The organism is Streptomyces sp. NPDC045026 (assembly GCF_056432625.1).
Window position 1 is genome coordinate 87744 of sequence record NZ_JBWKIS010000006.1, and the last position, 18880, is coordinate 106623.

General features: G+C 71.2%; 14 protein-coding genes and 1 pseudogene. 5 read left to right on the forward strand and 10 right to left on the reverse strand.

The features are described from left to right. The first annotated feature begins 45 nt into the window (after nucleotides 1-45). The 3 genes from AC07EJ_RS15600 to AC07EJ_RS15610 all read left to right on the forward strand — a co-directional run bounded on the left by AC07EJ_RS15600 (nucleotide 46) and on the right by AC07EJ_RS15610 (nucleotide 4056). The gene (locus tag AC07EJ_RS15600) at nucleotides 46-2502 is read left to right on the forward strand and encodes an MFS transporter (RefSeq protein ID WP_478884454.1); all 2457 of its coding nucleotides are present in this window, start codon (nucleotides 46-48) and stop codon (nucleotides 2500-2502) included. Nucleotides 2503-2735: 233 nt separating this feature from the next. Further along, the gene (locus AC07EJ_RS15605; RefSeq protein WP_389481036.1) at nucleotides 2736-3554 is read left to right on the forward strand and encodes a YceI family protein; all 819 of its coding nucleotides are present in this window, start codon (nucleotides 2736-2738) and stop codon (nucleotides 3552-3554) included. A gap of 40 nt (nucleotides 3555-3594) precedes the next feature. Then, a complete protein-coding gene (locus AC07EJ_RS15610) occupies nucleotides 3595-4056 on the forward strand; it encodes a PPOX class F420-dependent oxidoreductase (protein ID WP_389481033.1) in 462 nt (153 codons plus the stop codon). 64 nt (nucleotides 4057-4120) lie between these two features. Here AC07EJ_RS15610 and AC07EJ_RS15615 read toward each other — a convergent pair whose 3' ends face one another. Together AC07EJ_RS15615 and AC07EJ_RS15620 are read right to left on the reverse strand one after the other, a co-directional pair. Continuing rightward, entirely contained in the window at nucleotides 4121-4906 is a 786-nt protein-coding gene (locus tag AC07EJ_RS15615; protein ID WP_389481031.1) for a TetR/AcrR family transcriptional regulator, read from the reverse strand. An 87-nt stretch (nucleotides 4907-4993) separates the two neighbouring features. Beyond that, entirely contained in the window at nucleotides 4994-6502 is a 1509-nt protein-coding gene (locus tag AC07EJ_RS15620; RefSeq protein ID WP_389481029.1) for an MFS transporter, read from the reverse strand. A 138-nt stretch (nucleotides 6503-6640) separates the two neighbouring features. Here AC07EJ_RS15620 and AC07EJ_RS15625 point away from each other — a divergent pair, with 138 nt between their 5' ends. Next, nucleotides 6641-7501 carry an endonuclease/exonuclease/phosphatase family protein gene (locus AC07EJ_RS15625; protein WP_389481027.1) on the forward strand — a complete coding sequence of 287 codons (861 nt, stop codon included), beginning with the start codon at nucleotides 6641-6643 and terminating at the stop codon, nucleotides 7499-7501. Between the two features lie 11 nt (nucleotides 7502-7512). Here the strand turns inward: AC07EJ_RS15625 and AC07EJ_RS15630 are convergent, their stop codons facing one another. The 8 genes from AC07EJ_RS15630 to AC07EJ_RS15665 all read right to left on the reverse strand — a co-directional run bounded on the left by AC07EJ_RS15630 (nucleotide 7513) and on the right by AC07EJ_RS15665 (nucleotide 17408). Continuing rightward, nucleotides 7513-9759: an ArnT family glycosyltransferase gene (locus AC07EJ_RS15630; RefSeq protein ID WP_478884385.1), complete on the reverse strand. Its 2247-nt coding sequence runs from the start codon at nucleotides 9757-9759 to the stop codon at nucleotides 7513-7515. Further along, nucleotides 9756-11093: a bifunctional glycosyltransferase family 2/GtrA family protein gene (locus tag AC07EJ_RS15635; protein ID WP_389481023.1), complete on the reverse strand. Its 1338-nt coding sequence runs from the start codon at nucleotides 11091-11093 to the stop codon at nucleotides 9756-9758. The genes AC07EJ_RS15630 and AC07EJ_RS15635 overlap by 4 nt, the downstream gene beginning before the upstream one ends. Nucleotides 11094-11119: 26 nt before the next feature. After that, the gene (locus AC07EJ_RS15640) at nucleotides 11120-12601 is read right to left on the reverse strand and encodes a sensor histidine kinase (RefSeq protein WP_389481021.1); all 1482 of its coding nucleotides are present in this window, start codon (nucleotides 12599-12601) and stop codon (nucleotides 11120-11122) included. Beyond that, on the reverse strand, nucleotides 12598-13347 hold the full coding sequence (locus AC07EJ_RS15645; protein WP_389481018.1) for a response regulator transcription factor: 750 nt from the start codon (nucleotides 13345-13347) through the stop codon (nucleotides 12598-12600). The genes AC07EJ_RS15640 and AC07EJ_RS15645 overlap by 4 nt, the downstream gene beginning before the upstream one ends. A gap of 100 nt (nucleotides 13348-13447) precedes the next feature. Continuing rightward, entirely contained in the window at nucleotides 13448-14407 is a 960-nt protein-coding gene (locus AC07EJ_RS15650) for an amidohydrolase family protein (RefSeq protein ID WP_478884386.1), read from the reverse strand. Next, nucleotides 14391-14714, reverse strand: coding sequence for an antibiotic biosynthesis monooxygenase family protein (locus AC07EJ_RS15655; protein WP_389481016.1), 324 nt, complete (start codon nucleotides 14712-14714; stop codon nucleotides 14391-14393). Before AC07EJ_RS15655 ends, AC07EJ_RS15650 begins: the two co-directional genes overlap by 17 nt. A gap of 193 nt (nucleotides 14715-14907) precedes the next feature. Next, nucleotides 14908-15936 (reverse strand): DUF2797 domain-containing protein, encoded by a 1029-nt coding sequence (locus AC07EJ_RS15660; protein WP_478884387.1) that lies wholly within the window; start codon nucleotides 15934-15936, stop codon nucleotides 14908-14910. 203 nt (nucleotides 15937-16139) lie between these two features. After that, complete coding sequence (locus tag AC07EJ_RS15665; RefSeq protein WP_478884388.1) at nucleotides 16140-17408, reverse strand: calcium-binding protein; 1269 nt, start codon at nucleotides 17406-17408, stop codon at nucleotides 16140-16142. Between the two features lie 1079 nt (nucleotides 17409-18487). Here AC07EJ_RS15665 and AC07EJ_RS15670 point away from each other — a divergent pair. Beyond that, a pseudogene (locus AC07EJ_RS15670) lies at nucleotides 18488-18731 on the forward strand (site-specific integrase); the annotation flags it as partial. Nucleotides 18732-18880 lie beyond the last annotated feature (149 nt).

Genomic DNA, 18880 nt, shown 5'->3' on the forward strand with positions numbered 1-18880 from the left:
AGCCACGCCAAGCATGGAGGCTCAGCCCCCGGCAGCGGCACTCCGATGACGCACCGGCAGATCATGGAGGCGTTGTCCGGGCTGCTGCTCGGCATGTTCGTCGCGATCCTGTCGTCGACGATCGTCACCAACGCCCTTCCCGAGATCGTCGGCGACCTGGGCGGCGGCCAGTCCGCCTACACCTGGGTCGTCACCGCCTCGCTGCTCGCGATGACCGCGACGACGCCCCTGTGGGGCAAGCTCGCCGACATCTTCAGCAAGAAGGCGCTCGTCCAGATAGCCCTGATCATCTACGTGGGCGGCTCGGTCGTGGCCGGCCTCTCGCAGAGCCCCACCATGCTGATCGCCTGCCGCGTGGTGCAGGGCATCGGCGTCGGCGGCCTGTCCGCCCTCGCGCAGATCGTCATGGCCGCGATGATCTCCCCGCGTGAGCGGGGCCGTTACTCCGGCTACCTCGGTGCGACCTTCGCCGTCGCCACCGTCGGCGGCCCGCTGCTCGGCGGTGTCATCACCGACACCTCGTGGCTCGGCTGGCGCTGGTGCTTCTACGTCGGTGTGCCGTTCGCGATCATCGCGCTCATCGTCCTGCAGAAGACGCTGAAGCTCCCCGTGGTCAAGCGGGACAACGTGAAGGTCGACTGGGCCGGTGCCTTCTTCATCACCGCCGCGGTCTGCACCCTGCTCCTGTGGGTGACCTTCGCCGACGACAAGTACGACTGGCTCTCCTGGCAGACCGGCGCGATGGTGGGCGGCGCTGTCGTCCTCGCGCTGATCTTCATCTTCGTGGAGACCAAGGCCGCCGAGCCGATCATCCCGCTGCGGCTCTTCCGCAACCGCACCATCACGCTCGCCTCGATCGCCTCGCTCTTCGTGGGTGTCGCGATGTTCACGGGCACCGTGTTCTTCTCGCAGTACTTCCAGCTGGCGCGCGGCAAGTCGCCGACGATGTCCGGCGTCATGACGATCCCGATGATCGGCGGCCTGTTCATCTCGTCGACCGTCGCGGGCCAGGTCATCACCAAGACCGGCAAGTGGAAGGCGTGGCTGGTCTCCGGCGGCGTGCTCATCACGGCGGGTCTCGGCCTGCTCGGCACGATCCGCTACGACACCGCCTACTGGCACGTCGCGATCTACATGGCCCTCATGGGTCTCGGCATCGGCATGATGATGCAGAACCTCGTGCTCTGCACCCAGAACCAGGTCGCCCCGCAGGACATCGGTTCGGCCAGCTCTACGGTCACCTTCTTCCGCTCCCTCGGTGGTGCGATGGGTGTCTCGGCGCTCGGTTCGATCATGTCCACGCGCATCACGCACTACGTCAAGGACGGCCTCGCCGACCTCGGCCCCAAGGGCGCTGCCCTCGGCCACGGCGGCACCGGCGGCGGTGCCATCCCGGACCTCGACAAGCTCCCCGCGCCACTGCGCACGATCATGGAGAGCTCGTACGGGCACGGCATCGCGGACGTGTTCCTGATCGCCGCTCCGATCGCGCTGCTCGCGCTCATCGCCACGCTGTTCATCAAGGAGATCCCGCTGCGTATGACGAACTCCCAGGCTGCTCCGGCCACCGAGGCCGAGGCCCCCGCGGCCGCGGCTGCGGAGGCCGTCGCCCCCGAAGCCCAGGAGCTGGTTCCGGCCATGGCGGCCGCCGTCTCCGAGCCCTCTTCGGACGGCGCGACCCAGCGTCTCCAGGCGGTCGCCACGACGGCGGGCAGTGTCCCGGCGACGGCGTCCACCGGTGGCGGCACCCCGGTCCGCGGCTTCGTCCGCGGCTCCGAGAGCGCCCCGGTCCCGCGGGCGGCTGTCACGCTGATCTCGCTCGGCGGACGTCAGCTGGGCCGCGCGGTCTCCCAGGGTGACGGCGCCTACGGCCTCGACGCCCCCGGCGCTGGTTCGTACGTCCTGATCGCCTCGGCCGACGGCTACCAGCCGCAGGCCTCCACGGTCGTCGTCGGCGAGGAGCCGGTCGCGTACGACATCCTGCTCAGCGGCACCAGCGGCCTGAGCGGCGTCGTGAAGGCCGTGGACAGCAAGCTGCCGGTCTCCGGCGCCATGGTCATCGTGACCGACGTCCGCGGTGACGTCCTCGCCACCGGGATCTCCGGCGAGCAGGGCGAGTTCACCTTCGCCGAGCTGGTCCCGGGCGCCGTGACCGTGGCGGTCACCGCGGCCGGCCACCGCCCGCTCGCGCTGCCCGTCGAGGTCGGCGGCACCGGGGTCACCCGGGTCGAGATCGCGCTGCACTCCGGTGCGCAGGTCGCCGGCGTGGTCCGGGCCGCGGGCGGTCCGCTGAACGACGCGCGGGTCACGCTCGTCGACGCGGCGGGCAACGTGGTCGCCACGGCGACGACCGGTCACGACGGCGCGTACGCCTTCACCGACCTGGACAGCGGCGATTACACGGTCATCGCGACCGGATACCCGCCGGTGGCCACCGGCCTGGCGGTCAACGGCAGCGGCGCCGAGGGCCACGACATCGAACTCGCCCACCCCGGCGAGTGACGACCCCGGGCGGGGGCGCGCTTCGAGCGGAGAAGCGCCCCCGCCCGGTAGTGGGAAAAGGACCCCGGAACCGGTGGCGGCACTACGGCAGGGGACGGCCGGCCGCCACCGGACCGGGGTCCGGTCCGTTTACGGACCATCGACCAAGGGGCCTCAGCCATCGATCGAGGACCCCAGCGGCGGGCGACCACGCCCGCGAGAGCGGCGCCGGTTTTCCGGCGCAAGGGAGAAGCATGGGACTGAGCGCGCGGATCCGTACCAGGGACGGATGGGCTCTGCCGCACGCCGTCGTGACGGTGACCGACATGACGGGTGCGCAGGTGCTGCGGGCCGAGGCCGACGACGAGGGGTCCGTGCACGACGCGGTGACCCTGACCCCGGGCCCGTACGTGGTGATCGTGACGGCGGTCGGTTACGCGCCGACGGCGTCCACGGCGATGGTGACGGCGAGCGGCCGTGCCGACGTCGGCACGGTGGTCCTCGCCCGGCAGGGCGGCGCCGAACTGCCGCCGCCCGGACCGTGGACGATCGACCCGGTGCACTCCTCGGTGGGCGCGGTCGCGCAGCACCTCGGCATTTCGAGCGTGCACGGCCGGTTCACGGAGTTCGGCGGCCGGATCGAGATCGCCCAGGACGTGGAGAAGTCGCGGGTGGAGGCGGTCATCAAGGCGTCCTCCATCGACACGGGCAACGGCATGCGGGACGGGCATCTGAAGACGCCCGACTTCCTGGATGTCGAGACGTTCCCGGAGATCACGTTCCGCTCGACCGGCCTGGAGCCGGCCGGGTCCGACCGCTGGACGGTGCACGGCGAGCTGACGCTGCACGGTGTCGTACGGCCGGTGGACCTGAACCTCAGCTACCTCGGCACGGGCGCGGACCCGTGGGGCGGCACGCGGGCGGCGTTCCGGGCGACGACCGAGCTGAAGCGCGAGGACTTCGCGATGAACTACAACCAGGTCGTCCAGGCGGGCATCTCCGCGATCGGCACGACGCTGAAGGTGGAGCTGGACATCCAGGCCGTGCAGGGAGACGCGCTGCCGCAGGTGTGAGCGGGGGTTCGAGCGCGGTTCAGGTCGTAGGGTGCTGGACATGGCACCCAGCATCGCGACCAACACCCGTGTCTCCCTGGACGAGTTGCTCGACTTCGTCCGCCCGCGCCACCGCGCGCTCCTGCTGACCGCCCGCGCCGACGGAACCCCGCAGGCATCCCCCCTGACCTGCGGGGTCGACGACTCCGGGCGGATCGTCGTCTCCACCTATCCCGAACGCGCCAAGACCCGTAACGCCAAGCGGAATCCGCGGGTGAGCGTGGTCGTCCTGAGCGACGACTGGAACGGCCCGTGGGTGCAGATCGACGGCACCGCGGAGGTCATCGACTCACCCGAGTCGGTCGAACCGCTCGTCGAATACTTCCGCAACATCTCGGGCGAGCACCCGGACTGGGACGAGTACCGCGCGGCGATGGTCAAGCAGGGCAAGTCCGTCATCCGGATCACTCCGGAGCGATGGGGGCCCGTGGCGACCGGCGGATTCCCGGCGCATCTCGCGTGACGTTCCAGCCGGACGCGTGACGTTCCAGCCGGAGGCGTGACGTTCCAGCCGGACGTGTGACGTTCTAGCCGGAGGCGTTCCGCTGGGCCGCGACCATCGTCTCGATACCGGCCACCAGCAGGTCGAGCGCGACCTGGAAGTCGGCCTCGCGGATCTCCTCGACCTTGTGCCCCTCGGTGCCCGCCATCAGCGCCCGCGCGTTCTCGTAGTCGTCGGCCATCTCCGGGGCCAGTTCACCGAAGGCGCCCATCGCGTGGTGGTAATACTCGTCCTGGGTCATCCCGGCGTCCGCGCAGCGCTGCACGAAGTGGCCCTCGATGGTCCCGTACCCGTAGACGAACTGGAAGACGGCCGCGATCGCGCCCCGCTGGCCCTGCAGGGTGAGGCCGGTGTCCTCGATGATGCGCTGCACCTGGCGCGAGAACGCCAGCGAGTGCGGGCCGATGTTGAGGAAGTGGCCCGTGAGCGGGGAGGTCCAGGGGTGGCGCACCAGGCTCGCGCGGTACACACCGGCGAGCTGCCTCAGCGGGGTGCGCCAGTCCCCGTCCGGCGCCGCGGGCTCGGGCAGTTCGAACTCGCCGAAGACGTGGTCGAGGGCCAGCTCGAGCAGGTCGTCCTTGGTGTCCACGTACCAGTAGACGGACATCGCGGTCACGCCGAGCTCGGCCGCGAGGCGCCGCATCGAGAACTTGGCGAGGCCCTCCGCGTCGAGGAGTTTCACGGTGGCGGCGGTGATCCGCTCCCGGTCGAGCGTGCTGGGCGCCTCGCTCCTGCGGGTACGCGGCGTCTTGCCCTCCAGCCAGACGCTCGTCCGCGCCGGACGCTCCGCGCGGTCGGCTGCCTTCGCCATGGCGCACCTTCCCAAAGTCCTCGTACCGGCCCGGTCGTGGTGGCGGACCGGAATGGCCTGGTCCGCCACCACCGATGCTAAGTGCAGCTACGCCGCGGCCTTCACCGCTGAGCCTGCCCGCTCCGCCCTCCTGAGCAACGCCGCGGCCAGCAGGCCGCCCACGAGCACGGCGACCGCGCCGACGAGCTGGCTGCTCTCCAGTCCTGAGGAGAACGCGTCGGCGATCCGCTCCCGCTCCGCCCCCGACTTCGCCGCGGCGAGCGCCGCCGGGAGCGAGGCCGCGGAGACGGATACGAGCGCGGCGAACCGGGAGTTCAGCACGGCGCCGAGTACGGCCACACCGAGACCGTTGCCGAACTCGGCGAGCGTGCCGTTGACTCCGGCACCGACGCCCGCCTTCTCCGGCGGGATCGCGCTCATGATGGCGTTCGCCATGGCGGGCATGGCGATGGAGATGCCCGCGCCCATCACGACGAGGCCGAGCAGCATGCCCCCGTACGAGTCACCGCCGAGCAGGGCGATCGCGCCGAGACCGGCCGCGAGGCACGACATACCGGTGGCGATGGTCGTGGGGGTACCGAGCTTCGGCAGGATGCGCGCACCGACGCCGCTGAGGTTGAGGACGACGACCGTCAGGGCCATCGGCGCCGTGCGCAGACCGGCCTCCAGCGCCCCGTAACCGAGCACGAACTGGAGGTGCTGGGTGAGCAGGAAGAGCGAACCGCCCATGCCGAAGGCGACCAGGATCGCGCCGGCGACGGCCCCGGTGAACTGCTGGTTGCGGAAGAAGTGCATGTCCAGCATCGGGTACGGGATGCGCAGCTCCCACACGACGAACGCGGCCAGGACCACGAGGCCGACCAGCGCGGAGAAGCCGACGTGCGCGGACGTCCAGCCGTGCTGCGGGCCCGAGATGATCGCGTAGACCACGCCCGTCATGCCGACCGTGGACAGGAGCGCGCCGACCAGGTCGGGGCGGTCGCCGAGCCGGTTCTTGGACTCGGGGACGAGCGCGATGACCGCGATCAGGCCGATCACCGCGACCGGGATGTTGACCAGGAAGATCGCGCCCCACCAGAAGTGGTCGAGCATGACGCCGCCGATGAGCGGCCCCGCGGCGAAACCGAGGGAGTTCACGGTGGCCCACAGGCCGATCGCCCTGACCCGCTCCTTGTCGTCGAAGATCTGCACGACGACGGCGAGCGTGGTGGTCATCAGGAGCGCGCCGCCGACGCCCATGCCGGCCCGCGCGGCGATCAACTGCCCGGTGGACTGGGCGAGTCCGGCCACCAGCGATCCGGCACCGAACAGGACGAGCCCGGCCGCCAGCATCTTCTTGCGCCCGTAGCGGTCGGCGGAGCTGCCCGCGGTGAGCAGGAGACCCGACTGGACCAGCGAGTACGCGTTGATCATCCACTGGATGTCGGAGGTCGAGGCGTCCAGTTCCCGGGTGAGGGAGGGGATCGCCACGTTCAGGACGGTGTTGTCGAGCAGCACGGTGAGCTGAGCGAGGCAGATCACGCCGAGGATCAGCCAGCGATGGGGGTGGCCGCCGCCGGTGGCGGCCGTTGAGTTCTCGGCGGTCGTCGCCGTCATGATCAGGTTCCCCTATACGGTGTACGTCTAGTGACGTCGTACACCGTATAGCTGCCTCTGTGTGGCGGCCAAGTCGTTTTTCGGCACCGAACACCCGCTAGCGTTCTCCCGCCTGAAACCTGACGAGTGAGGGGTCGGATGTCCAAGCACCGCCGCACACCGCACGTTCTGCTCGCCGCCGGACTGCTGGGGGGACTCGCCGCCGCGCCGCCCGCGCAGGCCACCGGGGGACCGCCCCCGGTCCCGCTGCGCATCGCCACGTACAACATCCACGCCGGTTCCGGCATGGACAACGTCTTCGATCTCGACCGGCAGGAGGAGGCGCTGCGCGCCCTGCACGCCGATGTGATCGGGCTCCAGGAAGTCGACGTCCGCTGGGACGCGCGCAGCGAGGGGCGGGATCTGGCCGAGGAGTTGGCGAGCCGGCTCGGCATGCACGTGTCGTTCGCGCCGATCTACAGCCTCGACCCGGTGGAGGAGGGAGGGCCGCGCCGCGAGTACGGGGTCGCGATCCTGTCCCGGTATCCGGTCCGGGGCGCCGTCAACCACGAGATCACCCGCCTGTCGACGCAGGACCCGAACCCGGTCCCGGCGCCCGCCCCCGGCTTCGGGGAGGTCGAGCTGAAGGTGCACGGGGTGCCGGTCCAGGTGTTCGTGACGCACCTCGACTACCGGCCCGACCCGTCGGTACGGGTCGCGCAGGTCGCCGACACGCGCAGGATCATGGCCGCGGAACGTACGTCGTCCAGGGACCGCCAGATCCTGCTCGGCGACTTCAACGCGGAGCCGGACGCGCCCGAGCTCGCGCCGCTGTGGAAGGAACTGACACCGGCCGACCCGGGCGCGTACACCTTCCCGGCGGCGGATCCGGTCAAGCGGATCGACTACGTCGCCGTGGGTGAGGGGGTCCGGGTACGCGACGCGGCGGTGGCCGAGACTCTCGCCTCGGACCACCGCCCGGTAGTCGCCGATCTGTCGCTGACGCGTAAAAGCCGTTAGCTCTTGGGTTGTCAGCTCTTGGGCTGCGTCAGGTCGTAGAAGGTCGCGCTGCCCACGGTGACCTTCGTGTAGTTCTTCTCGACCCAGGACTGGATCTTGGAGGCGGAGCCGCTGCCGCCGCCCATCCCGCCCATGCCGCCACCACCGATGAAGTAGTGGATCTTCCCGTCCTCGACGTAGCTCTTGAACTGGGCGAGCGTCGGGGACGGGTCACTGCCGTTGAAGCCGCCGATCGCCATGACGGGCTTGCCGGTGGAGAGCTGGTAGCTCGCCGCGTTCTGCGAGCCGATGGCCGCGGCGGCCCAGGTGTAGTCGTCCGCGTTCTTCTCGACGAGGGCCTTGGCCTTGGCACTGACCTGGGCGCCGTTGAGAAGGCCGCCCATGCCGCCGCCACCCGTGCCGCCCATGCCGCCGCGCTCGCCCGTGCGGGCGCCGCCGGGGAGGGTGCCGGTGCCTGTTCCCTGCTGCTTGCCGTTCCCGGTGCCCTGGCCCTGGTTCTGGCCCTGCCCCTGACCGGGCATGCCACCGGCCGGGGGCTGCCCCATGCCGCCGGCCTGCTGGCCCTGACCGGCCTGCTGGCCCTGGCCGTTCTGCCCGCCCTGACCGTTCTGCTGCCCCTGGCCCGGCGGCTGCATCCCGCCGCCGCGCATGCCGCCTTCGCCGCCAAAGCCACCGGGGCCGCCGCCCCGGCCGCCCATCACGCTCGCCCCCGCCGGACCGGCCGTCACGATCGACCCGCTGTGCCCGGTGTCGAGCGTGCTGATGGTGTACGCGGTCGGCCCGGCCAGCGCGGTCACGAGGCCCAACCCGGCCGCACCGAGCGCCAGTCGACGGTTCAGCCGGCCCGCGACGGCGAGACCGAGGCCTGCCGCGACGCCGCCGACGAGAATCGCCCAGCGCAGCCACGGCACATAGTCGGGCGTCCGGTTCAGCAGGACGTACGACCACACGGCCGTCACCGCCACCGTGCCGCCGAGCGCGGCGGACGCCGTGAACCTGGCCCGCTCCTCCCACAGCACGCTCGCGCCCATGCCGACGAGCGCGGCCGCGTAGGGGGCGAGGGCCACCGTGTAGTACTGGTGGAAGATCCCGGCCATGAAGCTGAAGACAGCCATGGTCATCACCAGCGAGCCGCCCCACGCGAGGAACGCGGCGCGGGCCGTGTCGGTCCGCCGCGCCTTCCACGTGACGACGACCCCGGCGACGAGCAGCAGCAGCGCGGCCGGCAGGAGCCAGGAGATCTGGCTGCCGATCTCGGCGTTGAACATCCGGTTGATGCCGGTCTCGCCCCACTGGCTGCCGCCGCCACCCATGCCGCCACCGCCGCCGCCGACGCTGCCGGTCTCCTCGCCGTTGATCCGGCCGAGTCCGTTGTAGCCGAAGGTCAGCTCAAGGAACGAGTTGTTCTGGGAGCCGCCGATGTACGGGCGCGAGGACGCGGGCCACAGCTCCACGATCGCGACCCACCAGCCGCCCGCGACGACCATCGCGAGTCCGGAGAGGAGCAGCTGTCCGATCCGCTTGAGCGGCCTGCCCGGCGCGAACACCGCGTACAGGACGGCCAGCGGCGGCAGGATCAGGAACGCCTGGAGGGTCTTCGCGAGGAACGCGAGGCCGACGGCGACGCCCGCCCACACCAGCCACTTCGTCCGGCCGTTCTCCATGCCGCGCAGGACGCAGTAGACCGTGACGGTCATCAGGAGCGCGAGCAGGGCGTCCGGGTTGTTGAAGCGGAACATCAGGGCCGCGACGGGCGTGAGCGCGAACGCCGCCACCGTGAGCAGCCCGGCCGCCGCGCTGAACCGGCGCCGCACGGCCGCGTACAGGACGCCCGCCGTCGCCACGCCCATCAGGACCTGCGGGACGAGGATCGCCCAGGAGCTGAGGCCGAAGATCCGCACCGAGAGCGCCATCGGCCACAGCGACGCCGGGGGCTTGTCGACGGTGATGGCGTTGGCCGAGTCGAGCGAGCCGAAGAACATCGCCTTCCAGCTCTGGCTCCCGGCCTGCACGGCCGCGGAGTAGAAGGAGTTGGCGTAGCCGGAGGCGCTCAGGTTCCACAGGTAGGCGATCGCCACTACGAGGAGCAGGCCGAGGAACGCGGGGCGCGCCCAGCGCGGGTCGTCGGCCCGGCCGCGCCAGACCCGTGCGAGGAGCGGGGGCTGCTTGGCACGGCCGTGTCCCTGGCCCTGCACGGCCGCTGCGGCCGGGGGCGGTGGCAGCGCGGGTGCGCCTGCGGGGAGATGGGGCAGGGTCATCGTCCGGTCCTCAGTTCATGGTCGTACGTAGATCGGGAGGCGTCCGGCGCACCGGTTACGGGCGGCGGCGCGGGGGCGGTCGGCTCGGGGAACACCCAGGCCCGGAAGAGCAGGAAGCGCAGCACCGTCGCCGCGAGGTTGGCGGCGACGAGCACCGCGAGTTCCGTGGAGTGCGCCGGGTCCGCGGAGGCGGCGCCGAGCGCGGCGAGCGAGCCGCTGGTCAGGGCGAGCCCGATCGCGAACACGACGAGTCCCTGCGCCTGGTGGCGGACGGCCCGGTCGCGGCCGCGGACGCCGAAGGTGAGGCGCCGGTTGGCGGCCGTGTTGGCGACGGCCGAGACGAGGAGGGCCAGCGCGTTGGCGACCTGGGACCCCGTGAACGTACGGAATCCGGAGTAGAGCAGCAGATAGACGAGGGTCGACAGGGCGCCCACGACACAGAAGCCGACCAGCTGGCGGGCCAGCCCCCTGGGCACGCCCGGGACCTGGCGGTCGCGCGGGTCGTCGCCGAAGGGGCGGGCGAGCCGGTCCAGGGGGAGCGCGCCGACCGCGAGCGCCTTGCCCACGCGCCACACGCCCTTGAGGTCGTCGGTGGCCGTCTTCACGATGTGCACCGTCGAGTCCGGGTCGTCGACCCAGTCGACCGGCACCTCGTGGATGCGCAGCCCGGCCCGCTCGGCGAGGACGAGCATCTCGGTGTCGAAGAACCAGCCGGTGTCCTCGACGAGCGGCAGCAGGACCCGCGCCACATCGCGCCGGATCGCCTTGAAGCCGCACTGGGCGTCGGAGAAGCGGGCCTGGAGGGAGCCGCGCAGGATCAGGTTGTAGGCGCGCGAGATGAATTCGCGCTTCGGCCCGCGCACGACGCGTGAGCTGCGCGCGAGACGCGAGCCGATCGCCAGGTCCGAGTGGCCCGAGATCAGCGGCGCGACCAGCGGCAGCAGCGCGTTGAGGTCGGTGGACAGGTCGACGTCCATGTAGGCGAGGACGGGTGCGTCGGACGCGGACCAGACGGTGCGCAGGGCGCGCCCGCGGCCCTTCTGCTCCAGGCGTGCGTGCCGCACCTCGGGGAGCGCGGCCGCCAGGGCGGCGGCGACGTCCGGGGTCGCGTCGGTGGACGCATTGTCCGCGATCGTGATGCGGAAGCGGTAGGGGAAGGTCCCGACGAGGTGCCGGTGCAGCCTGCGCACGCAGGGACCGAGGTCCCGCTCCTCGTTGTAGACCGGGATCACTACGTCCAGAACCGGTGCATCGCCCACGCCGGCCGGGAGGTGCTCCCGTGCCGGCAGCACCCCCAGGGAGGGGTCGGTGCCCGGAGAAGAGTCGGTTCGCATGACACCGACATTCGCCAACTGCCCTGTCAGGCCAGTGTGGTGAGACTGTGGCCCGCCTGTGAGTGCGTGACGGGTTCGCCACAGGCCGGCAGATGGACGGTGAAAACGGTCCGGCCGGGCACGCTGTCGACGGTCACCGCGCCGCCGTGCGCGGCCGCGACGGCCTGCACGATGGCGAGGCCGAGACCGGTCGAACCGTGGGCCCGGGAGCGGGAGGTGTCGCCGCGCGCGAACCGCTCGAAGACGTGCGGGAGCAGCTCGGGCGGTATGCCGGGACCGTTGTCCTGCACGTCCAGGCAGACCCACGGCCCGTGCCGGTGCACGCGCGCGGTCACGGTGGTGCCCGGTGGCGTGTGCGTACGGGCGTTGGCGAGGAGGTTCACGAGCACCTGGTGGATGCGCGGCCCGTCGGCGAGCACGAGGGCGGGGTCGTCCGGCAGTTCGAGCCGCCACGCGTGGTCCTGGCCGGCCGCGCGGGCGTCGCTCAGCGCGTCCACGACCAGCGGTGACAGGTCGGTCGCCTCGTACGACAGGGGGCGCCCGGAGTCGAGCCGCGCGAGCAGCAGCAGATCCTCGACGAGTCCGGTCATGCGGTGGGCCTCGGACTCGATGCGGCCGAGCGCGTGCCGCGTGTCGGGCCCGGTCTCCTCACGGCCGCGCCGGGTGAGTTCGGCGTATCCGCGGATCGAGGCGAGGGGGGTACGCAGCTCATGGCTGGCGTCCGCGACGAACTGGCGGACGCGCGTCTCGCTCTGCTGGCGCGCCTCCAGCGCTCCGTTCACGTGGTCGAGCATGCGGTTGAGCGCGGCGCCGACCTGGCCGACCTCCGTGCGCGGGTCGGCCTCGGTGTCGGGGACCCGTTCGTGGAGGGCCACTTCGCCGCTGTGCAGGGGTAGTTCGGAGACGCGGGTCGCGGTGGACGCGACGCGGCGCAGGGGACGCAGGGCTACGCCGACCATGGCGGCACCGGCGAGTGACGCGGCGACGAGACCGGCGGCGGTGACGCTGAGCTCCACGACGACGAGGGTGTTGAGGGTGTCCTGCACCTCGGCCTCCGGCAGACCGACCATGGTGTTGCCGCCCGGCTTCGAGGAGACCCGGTAGTCGCCGAGTCCGGGCACGCTGACGCTGTGCGTCCCGCCGTCCTGCGGGGCGCTCTCCAGCGCGGTGATCTGCGCGGCCGTCAGCGGGACGACCGGGTTGTCCCGGTCGGCGACGCTCTGCGCGGCCTCGGTGATGCTTCCGTCGGACCCGACGAGGGCGCCGATGGTGCCCGGTCTGCTCGGACCGGCGAGAAAGTTCAGGTTCTGCGCCTGCCGCTCCGGGCCGGGTCCGCCCGTGGACTGGACGACCGCGCCGCGCACCTGCTTGTCGAGCTGGCCGTACAGATAGGTGTGCAGCGAGATGGTGGTCACCGTTCCGATGACCGCGCACACCAGGGCGATCAGCGCGACAGCCGTGATGACGAGCCGCTTGCGCAGGCTGCGCGGCTGCCGCGGCCTGCTCATGACGCGACGGGAACGGCGGGCTTGATGAGGTACCCGGCGCCGCGCCGCGTGTGGATCATCGGCTCGCGCCCGGCGTCGATCTTCCGGCGCAGGTACGAGATGTACAGCTCCACGACGTTGGCCTGGCCGCCGAAGTCGTAGCTCCAGACCCGGTCCAGTATCTGCGCCTTGCTCAGCACCCGGCGCGGATTGCGCATCAGGTAGCGCAGGAGCTCGAACTCGGTGGCGGTCAGATGGATGCCGTCCCCGCCGCGGGACACCTCGTGGCTGTCCTCGTCGAGCGTCAGGTCACCCACCACGAGCACGGACTCGCTGCGCCGGTCGGCGGCGCCCGAGCGGCGGATGAGCCCGCGCAGCCGGGCGACGACCTCCTCCAGGCTGAACGGCTTGGTCACATAGTCGTCGCCGCCGGCCGTGAGCCCGGCGATCCGGTCCTCGACCGCGTCCTTCGCGGTCAGGAACAGCACCGGCACGTCCTGGTGCTCGCGCCGCAGCCGGCCGAGCACGGACAGGCCGTCCATGTCGGGCAGCATCATGTCGAGCACGATGGCGTCGGGCCGGAACTCGCGCGCGGTCTGCACCGCGCCCATCCCGTCCCCGGCGCTGCGGATCTGCCAGCCCTCGTATCGCAGGGCCATGGAGAGCAGCTCGGTGATCGACTGCTCGTCGTCCACGACGAGGACCCGGACGGGGCTCCCGTCCGGCCTCAGCAGTTCGGTACGCCCCTGGGGCGAGGTCGTGGTCATGGTCCACACCCTGCGCGCCCGCTCTGAGAACCGGCTTTCCGCAACCTGTGAATTCCCTGAGAAACGCACAGCGGTCTCTTAGGAACGTCAGTCCAAGGGGTTACGCCAAGGGGTCAAGGCCGAACAGCCGTGCCCCGTTCCCGTGGCACACGGCCCGCAGCCACTCCTCCCCGAGACCGAGCCGCTCCAGGGCTTCCAGCTGGTGGATGTAGGGGTACGGGATGTTGGGGAAGTCGGTGCCGAGCAGGATCCGGTCCCCGAGATCGCCGAGCCGGGCCAGCTCGGCGCGCGGGAACGCGGCAAAGCGCTCACTGAAATCGGTGAACGCCATCGTCGTGTCGAGGCGCACCTGCCCGTACCGCTCGGCCAGGTCGAGGAAGTCCGTGTACTCGGGCATCCCCATGTGGGCCACGATCACCGGCAGGCGCGGATGCCGGGCGAGCAGCCGGGCGACCGGCTCGGGCCCGGTGTGCTTGCCGGGGGCGGGCCCGGAGCCGCAGTGCATGACCACGGGGATACGGGCCTCGGCGAGCATCCCCCACACGGGGTCGAGCAGTTCGTCGTTCGGGTCGTACGCCCCGACCTGCACATGCGCCTTGAAGACGCGCGTGCCCGCCTCAATGGCCTCGCGCACGTACCGGTCGGCGCCCGGCTCGGGGAAGAACGTCGACGTGTGCAGACAGCCGGGGGTCCTGCGCGCGAAGTCGACAGCCCACCCGTTGAGCCACTCGGCCATGCCCGCCTTGTGCGGGTAGAGCATGGACGTGAAGGCCTCGACCCCGAACTCCCGCAGCCGCGCGAGCCGTTGCCCCTCTTCCTCCCGGTACGCGATGGGCCAGGCCATCCCGGTCAGCGGCCCCGCCGCGTCGAAGTACTCCCACACCTTCTTCAGGACCCGCTCGGGCATGAAGTGCGTGTGCACGTCGACGAGCCCGGCCAGGCCGTGCCGCTCCCGGAACCGGGCGACCTGCTCCGCCTCACCGACGCCAACCGTGCTGGAGTCCGCACCGCCCTCCGCGCCGTGCGCCGCGCTGCTCTCCGCGTTACTCTCCGCGCTCAAATCCGTGGCTCCGCTCGACCTTGGCGACATGGAGGGAGTAGCTCTCGTACCACTCGGCGCGCCCGCGCCGCTGGGCCTCCCGGTGCTCCCCGTTCCCGGCCCACTCCTTGAGCCCTTCCTCGTGCCGGAAGTAGGAGACGGTGATCCGCAGCCCGCCTTCCGAGACCGCGGAATCCTCCCCCAGGAACCCCGGTATCTCCCTGACCAATTCCGACATCCGCTCGTCGGTCGCCCCGTACCCGTTGTCTCCGGGCGTGCGCACCGAGGTGAACACGGCGGCGTAGTAAGGCGGTTCGAAGACGGGCACGGGCCGGACGGTACTGGCGAGACCGGGACTGCCCTCCGGCCCGACAGGCGCTACTCCGTGATCACTCATGTCCTCACGATGCGGCCCGGCGACGGACGGTGTCCACCCCCATTGCCCTACGGGAAGCGAGACTTGACCTTCCGGTCGACGAAGGCCGAGGCACCCACCCCTACCTAGAACAACCCACCCCTTCCTAGAACAACCCACCCTGCACCGCGGGAACCTCCTTCACCAGTTTCACCGGCACGGAAGACACCACGTCCGCCGCCGCTCTCTCCGCCTTCCCCAGCGCTTCGAGCTGCCACCCGGCGAGCAGCCGGGTGTCGACCACGAGCCGCCGCCCTCCCCCGAGCTCTCGGCCTCGCTCAGGCAGGGGAGACCCCATTCGCTCCACGAGATGCAGATCCGGCCCCGCGGCGGCCACCAGCGTCCCCACGACCACCCCGCCCTCGACCAGCTCGCTCACGACGACCCCCACGCCCCCGAGCCGCCCACTCCCTGCCTGACCACCTGCCTCGCCACCTGCTCGGGCTGCTCCGGCTGCTCCACCTTCGATCCCGAATGCTCCGCCTTCGATCCCGAAGACCTCCGCGTGATCGACCACGTCGCACGGCAGCCGCTCCAGAGACTCGGGCCACCCGGCGAGCGCGACGGCCGTGGCATGCGCCGTGGCCAGCTCCCCCGCCCGCTCACCGGCCGAGGGCAGCACCGCCCGGACGGCCCGCTTCTGCGCATACGGAATCCGGTCCGGAACGCCGAGCGCACTGCGCAGCAGCTCCTCGGCCCGCCGCGCCGCCATGAGCGGCCCGCGCCCCAACCAGGTGAACGCGACGGCCCCTTGTTCGAGCAGCCGGGCGGACCCGCGCCCGACCCCGGTGATCCCCACCTTCACCATCCCGCTCCCGAACCAGGCGAGATACACGTGGTACGGCCTCGGGTCGTCCGTCATGGTGTCCGCGGCGACGGAGTGCGCGCGGTCGATGCCGGCGCACTCGGCACACTGCGCGCGCGTCCCCCGCCCGGACAGCACCGCACCCACCGGACACGGCGTACGACGCCCGCCCCGCCACACCCCGAGACATCTGCGCCCGCCCACGGCCCGGAAGGCCAGCACGTCCCCGAAGACGAGGGGACTCTCGCGCTCCCCCTTCCCCTCCCCGTACCACCCCAGCGCGGGCCCGCCCCCGACCCGCCACCGCACCCCGGTGCACCACCACGTCATGCTCAGGACGCTACTCCGGGGCACTGACAGCGCCGGGGGCTGCGGTCCTTTCCTGCTGTTCGGGGACGCGATCGGGGGTATCGGATACGCCCCGCTCACAGCAGCCCAGAGGCCCTGTGGATTCCTCCACAGGGCCTCTGGCCAGGGCCGGTTTCTGATGTTCGTCGATGAGGTCGGAGGCGTGTTCGACGGCGTGTGCGGGGTCAGAAGCAGCCGGGTCCGGTGGCGGGGCTGAAGCAGGCGTTGGTGCCGGGGCCGCCGTCGTTGGTGTTGGTGCCGGGGCCGCCGAAGAGGGCGTCGTTGCCGGGACCGCCGAAGAGGGCGTCGTTGCCGTTGTTGCCGTTCAGGTTGTCGGTGCCGTTGCCGCCTTCGATGCGGTCGTTGCCGTCGCCGCCGGACAGTACGTCGTTGCCGTCGCCGCCACAGATGACGTCGTTGCCACCGCGGCCGTCGACCACGTCGTTGCCACCGAGAGCGAAGATCACGTCATTGCCGGGAGTGCCGATCAGGATGTTGTTGCCGTTGGTACCGGTGATGGTGGCCGTGGCAGTCGCGCAGGTGGGGGGCAGCGGCTCGTAGGTGATGGTCACCTGCGCCGGCCCCGCGGCCGGAGCGGAGGTACCACCCGTGGGGACACGGTTCGACGCACCACCGCCGCCACCGGGACCGTAAGCGGGAGGAAAATCAATACGGTTGCAGCCTCCGCCGCCGCCTCCACCGAACCAGCCGCCCCCGCCTCCGCCCGCCCCGAAGCTGCCTCCGCCGGTGCCGCCCGCACCGCCCGTGCCCGGAGTGCCGGATGTACCGGCGTAGGGGCATACGGCTCCGCCTGCGCCGCCGGCTGTCTGGGTTCCGCCGCCGCCGCCCTGGCCGCTGTTCGTTCTGCTGCCGCCGGCACCCCCGGTGATTCCGGCGTTTCCGCCGGTGGCCTCCGGGTTGAGGAGGGAGGAGTAGCCGCTTCCGCCGCCTCCTCCGCCGCCCGCGACGATGAGGCGGGGGTCGGTGCCGGGGACGCCGGTCAGGGTGCAGCCGGGGCCGGCCGAGCTGCAGGTGCGGACGTCGCTGGAACCGCCGCCGGCACCGCCCTGAGTCCCCCCTCCGCCGCCGGCGCCCCCGCCCGTGCCGACGTTGACATAGAGGGTGGTAGTGCTCGGCGGCACCGTGACGGTGCCGGTGACGGTGGCGCCATTGCCTCCTGTGCCGCCACTGGGACCGTTTTGGCCTGCGGCGCCTGTGGCGGTGACGGTCAGTTGGGTGACGCCGGACGGGACGGTGAAGGGCTGGTTGGCGCCCGCGTTGAAGGTGACCGTCACGGGCGCCGCCGCGGCGGGCGTGGCCGTGGGCACTACCAGTGCTGCCGGTAGCGCCACCGTGGCGAGCAGCACGGCAGCACGCCTGGCCGTGCGCCGCCGCTCACCCGCGGCTCCCGCGCCACGTCGAGGGAACATGGCATGGTGCAGGGTCGGTCTCACGATGGGGACTCCTCGACAAAGAGCGCGGCACTCAGAACGTGCCGCGGACGTCGGTTGGGGGTGCAGGCCCCTGCCGGGACCGCCCGACGATCAAGCCACACGCACTCTGCGCGGACCTCCAGACACACCGTCATACCGCGCGCGTTCCACCGACCAGCCGCTGGCCGCCCCGAACTCGGTCCTGTGCCGCGGATGATCTCACTCGCCGGTGTGGATTACCGCTTAGGAGCGAGGTGGGGCGATCACTGGCGTGACCTGCGGAGTCCTACCTGGGCCAAGTCCACTGACCACCACCGGGGTTGCTCCTGAGTTCCCGTGAGTCCCGCTCGTTCTGGCACGGGAGTGGCACAGTCACCAGCCACGCCGGATCATCGCTATTACGTGCTTCACCTGCACGGGCATGACCCACAGCCACACGGGTCCATCAGACGATTCGCACTCGATCACCAAGGCGCCGTCCGGGAGCCACAGCATCTCGCGGAAGGTCATTTCACGTGTGCGGACGCACTGCAGGTCTGCCGGGAGTTCACGCAGCCGCGTCCACGGCCAGCGAGGTTCCCATCGGAACTCTTCAGCACTGGCTTGCGTTCGGCCCAAGTTCCATCGGTGACTCAAGTCCGGCCGCTTGGCCCCGATCGGGAAGAGGGCTGGCTGCCCCTCATTGACCCGAGCCATAGCCTGTTTCGCTCGCCTACGGACAACCACAGTCCCGAGTAGCACGCCGAGGGCGCCGCAGATCGCCGAAAACATGCGCGAAGTAAAGCAGGGCGTTGACTCTCGGCCAATAGGTCCAGGCCAGCTTTTGACACAACCTCACCGCCCGCCCTCCCCAGCTCCCATCCCGTCCGCCACGATGTGCCCGCGGCCGGGAACGGCGCCCTCTCCCACCCGGTGCCGGCCGATCCCCCGCCGGAGGCATCGTCTGTGACCGTGGGCCGAAGCCGTCGGGTGCTCGACTCATGACCTCCTGGCCTATCCACAGTGGGCGGGCGTCGGCGCAGCGGGGCGGAGCGGGCCGAAGGCAGGAGCGGCAGCCCCAGCAGAGCCGGGAAGCCCGCCCGGCGGAGCGGAGCGCAGCCGGGTGCTTGACCCGGATGTTCGCCCTGGACCCGGCGTGCCGGCCTGCGTGTGATCCCTCTTCGGAACACCCGGCACACGTGCAGCTCACTCTTGGTCGCGCTCAAGGTGCACCCGAAGGTGACACAGCGCATCCTGCGGCACTCACCGATCGCCATGACGATGGAGGTGTACGCGGAGGCGAGCGAGGAAGAGGTGCGCTCGGCGATCGACATGCTGTCCGGCGCGATGGGCGGTACCGGCTGACCCGGTTGCTGTACTTCGCTGCTGTACGCCCAGGAAACGCAAGAGGCCCCGGATCTCTCCGGGGCCTCTCACCTGTGTGCACTCGGCAGGATTCGAACCTGCAACCTTCTGATCCGTAGGATCGGGCAGCTTGTTGGGAGGGTGGTCGG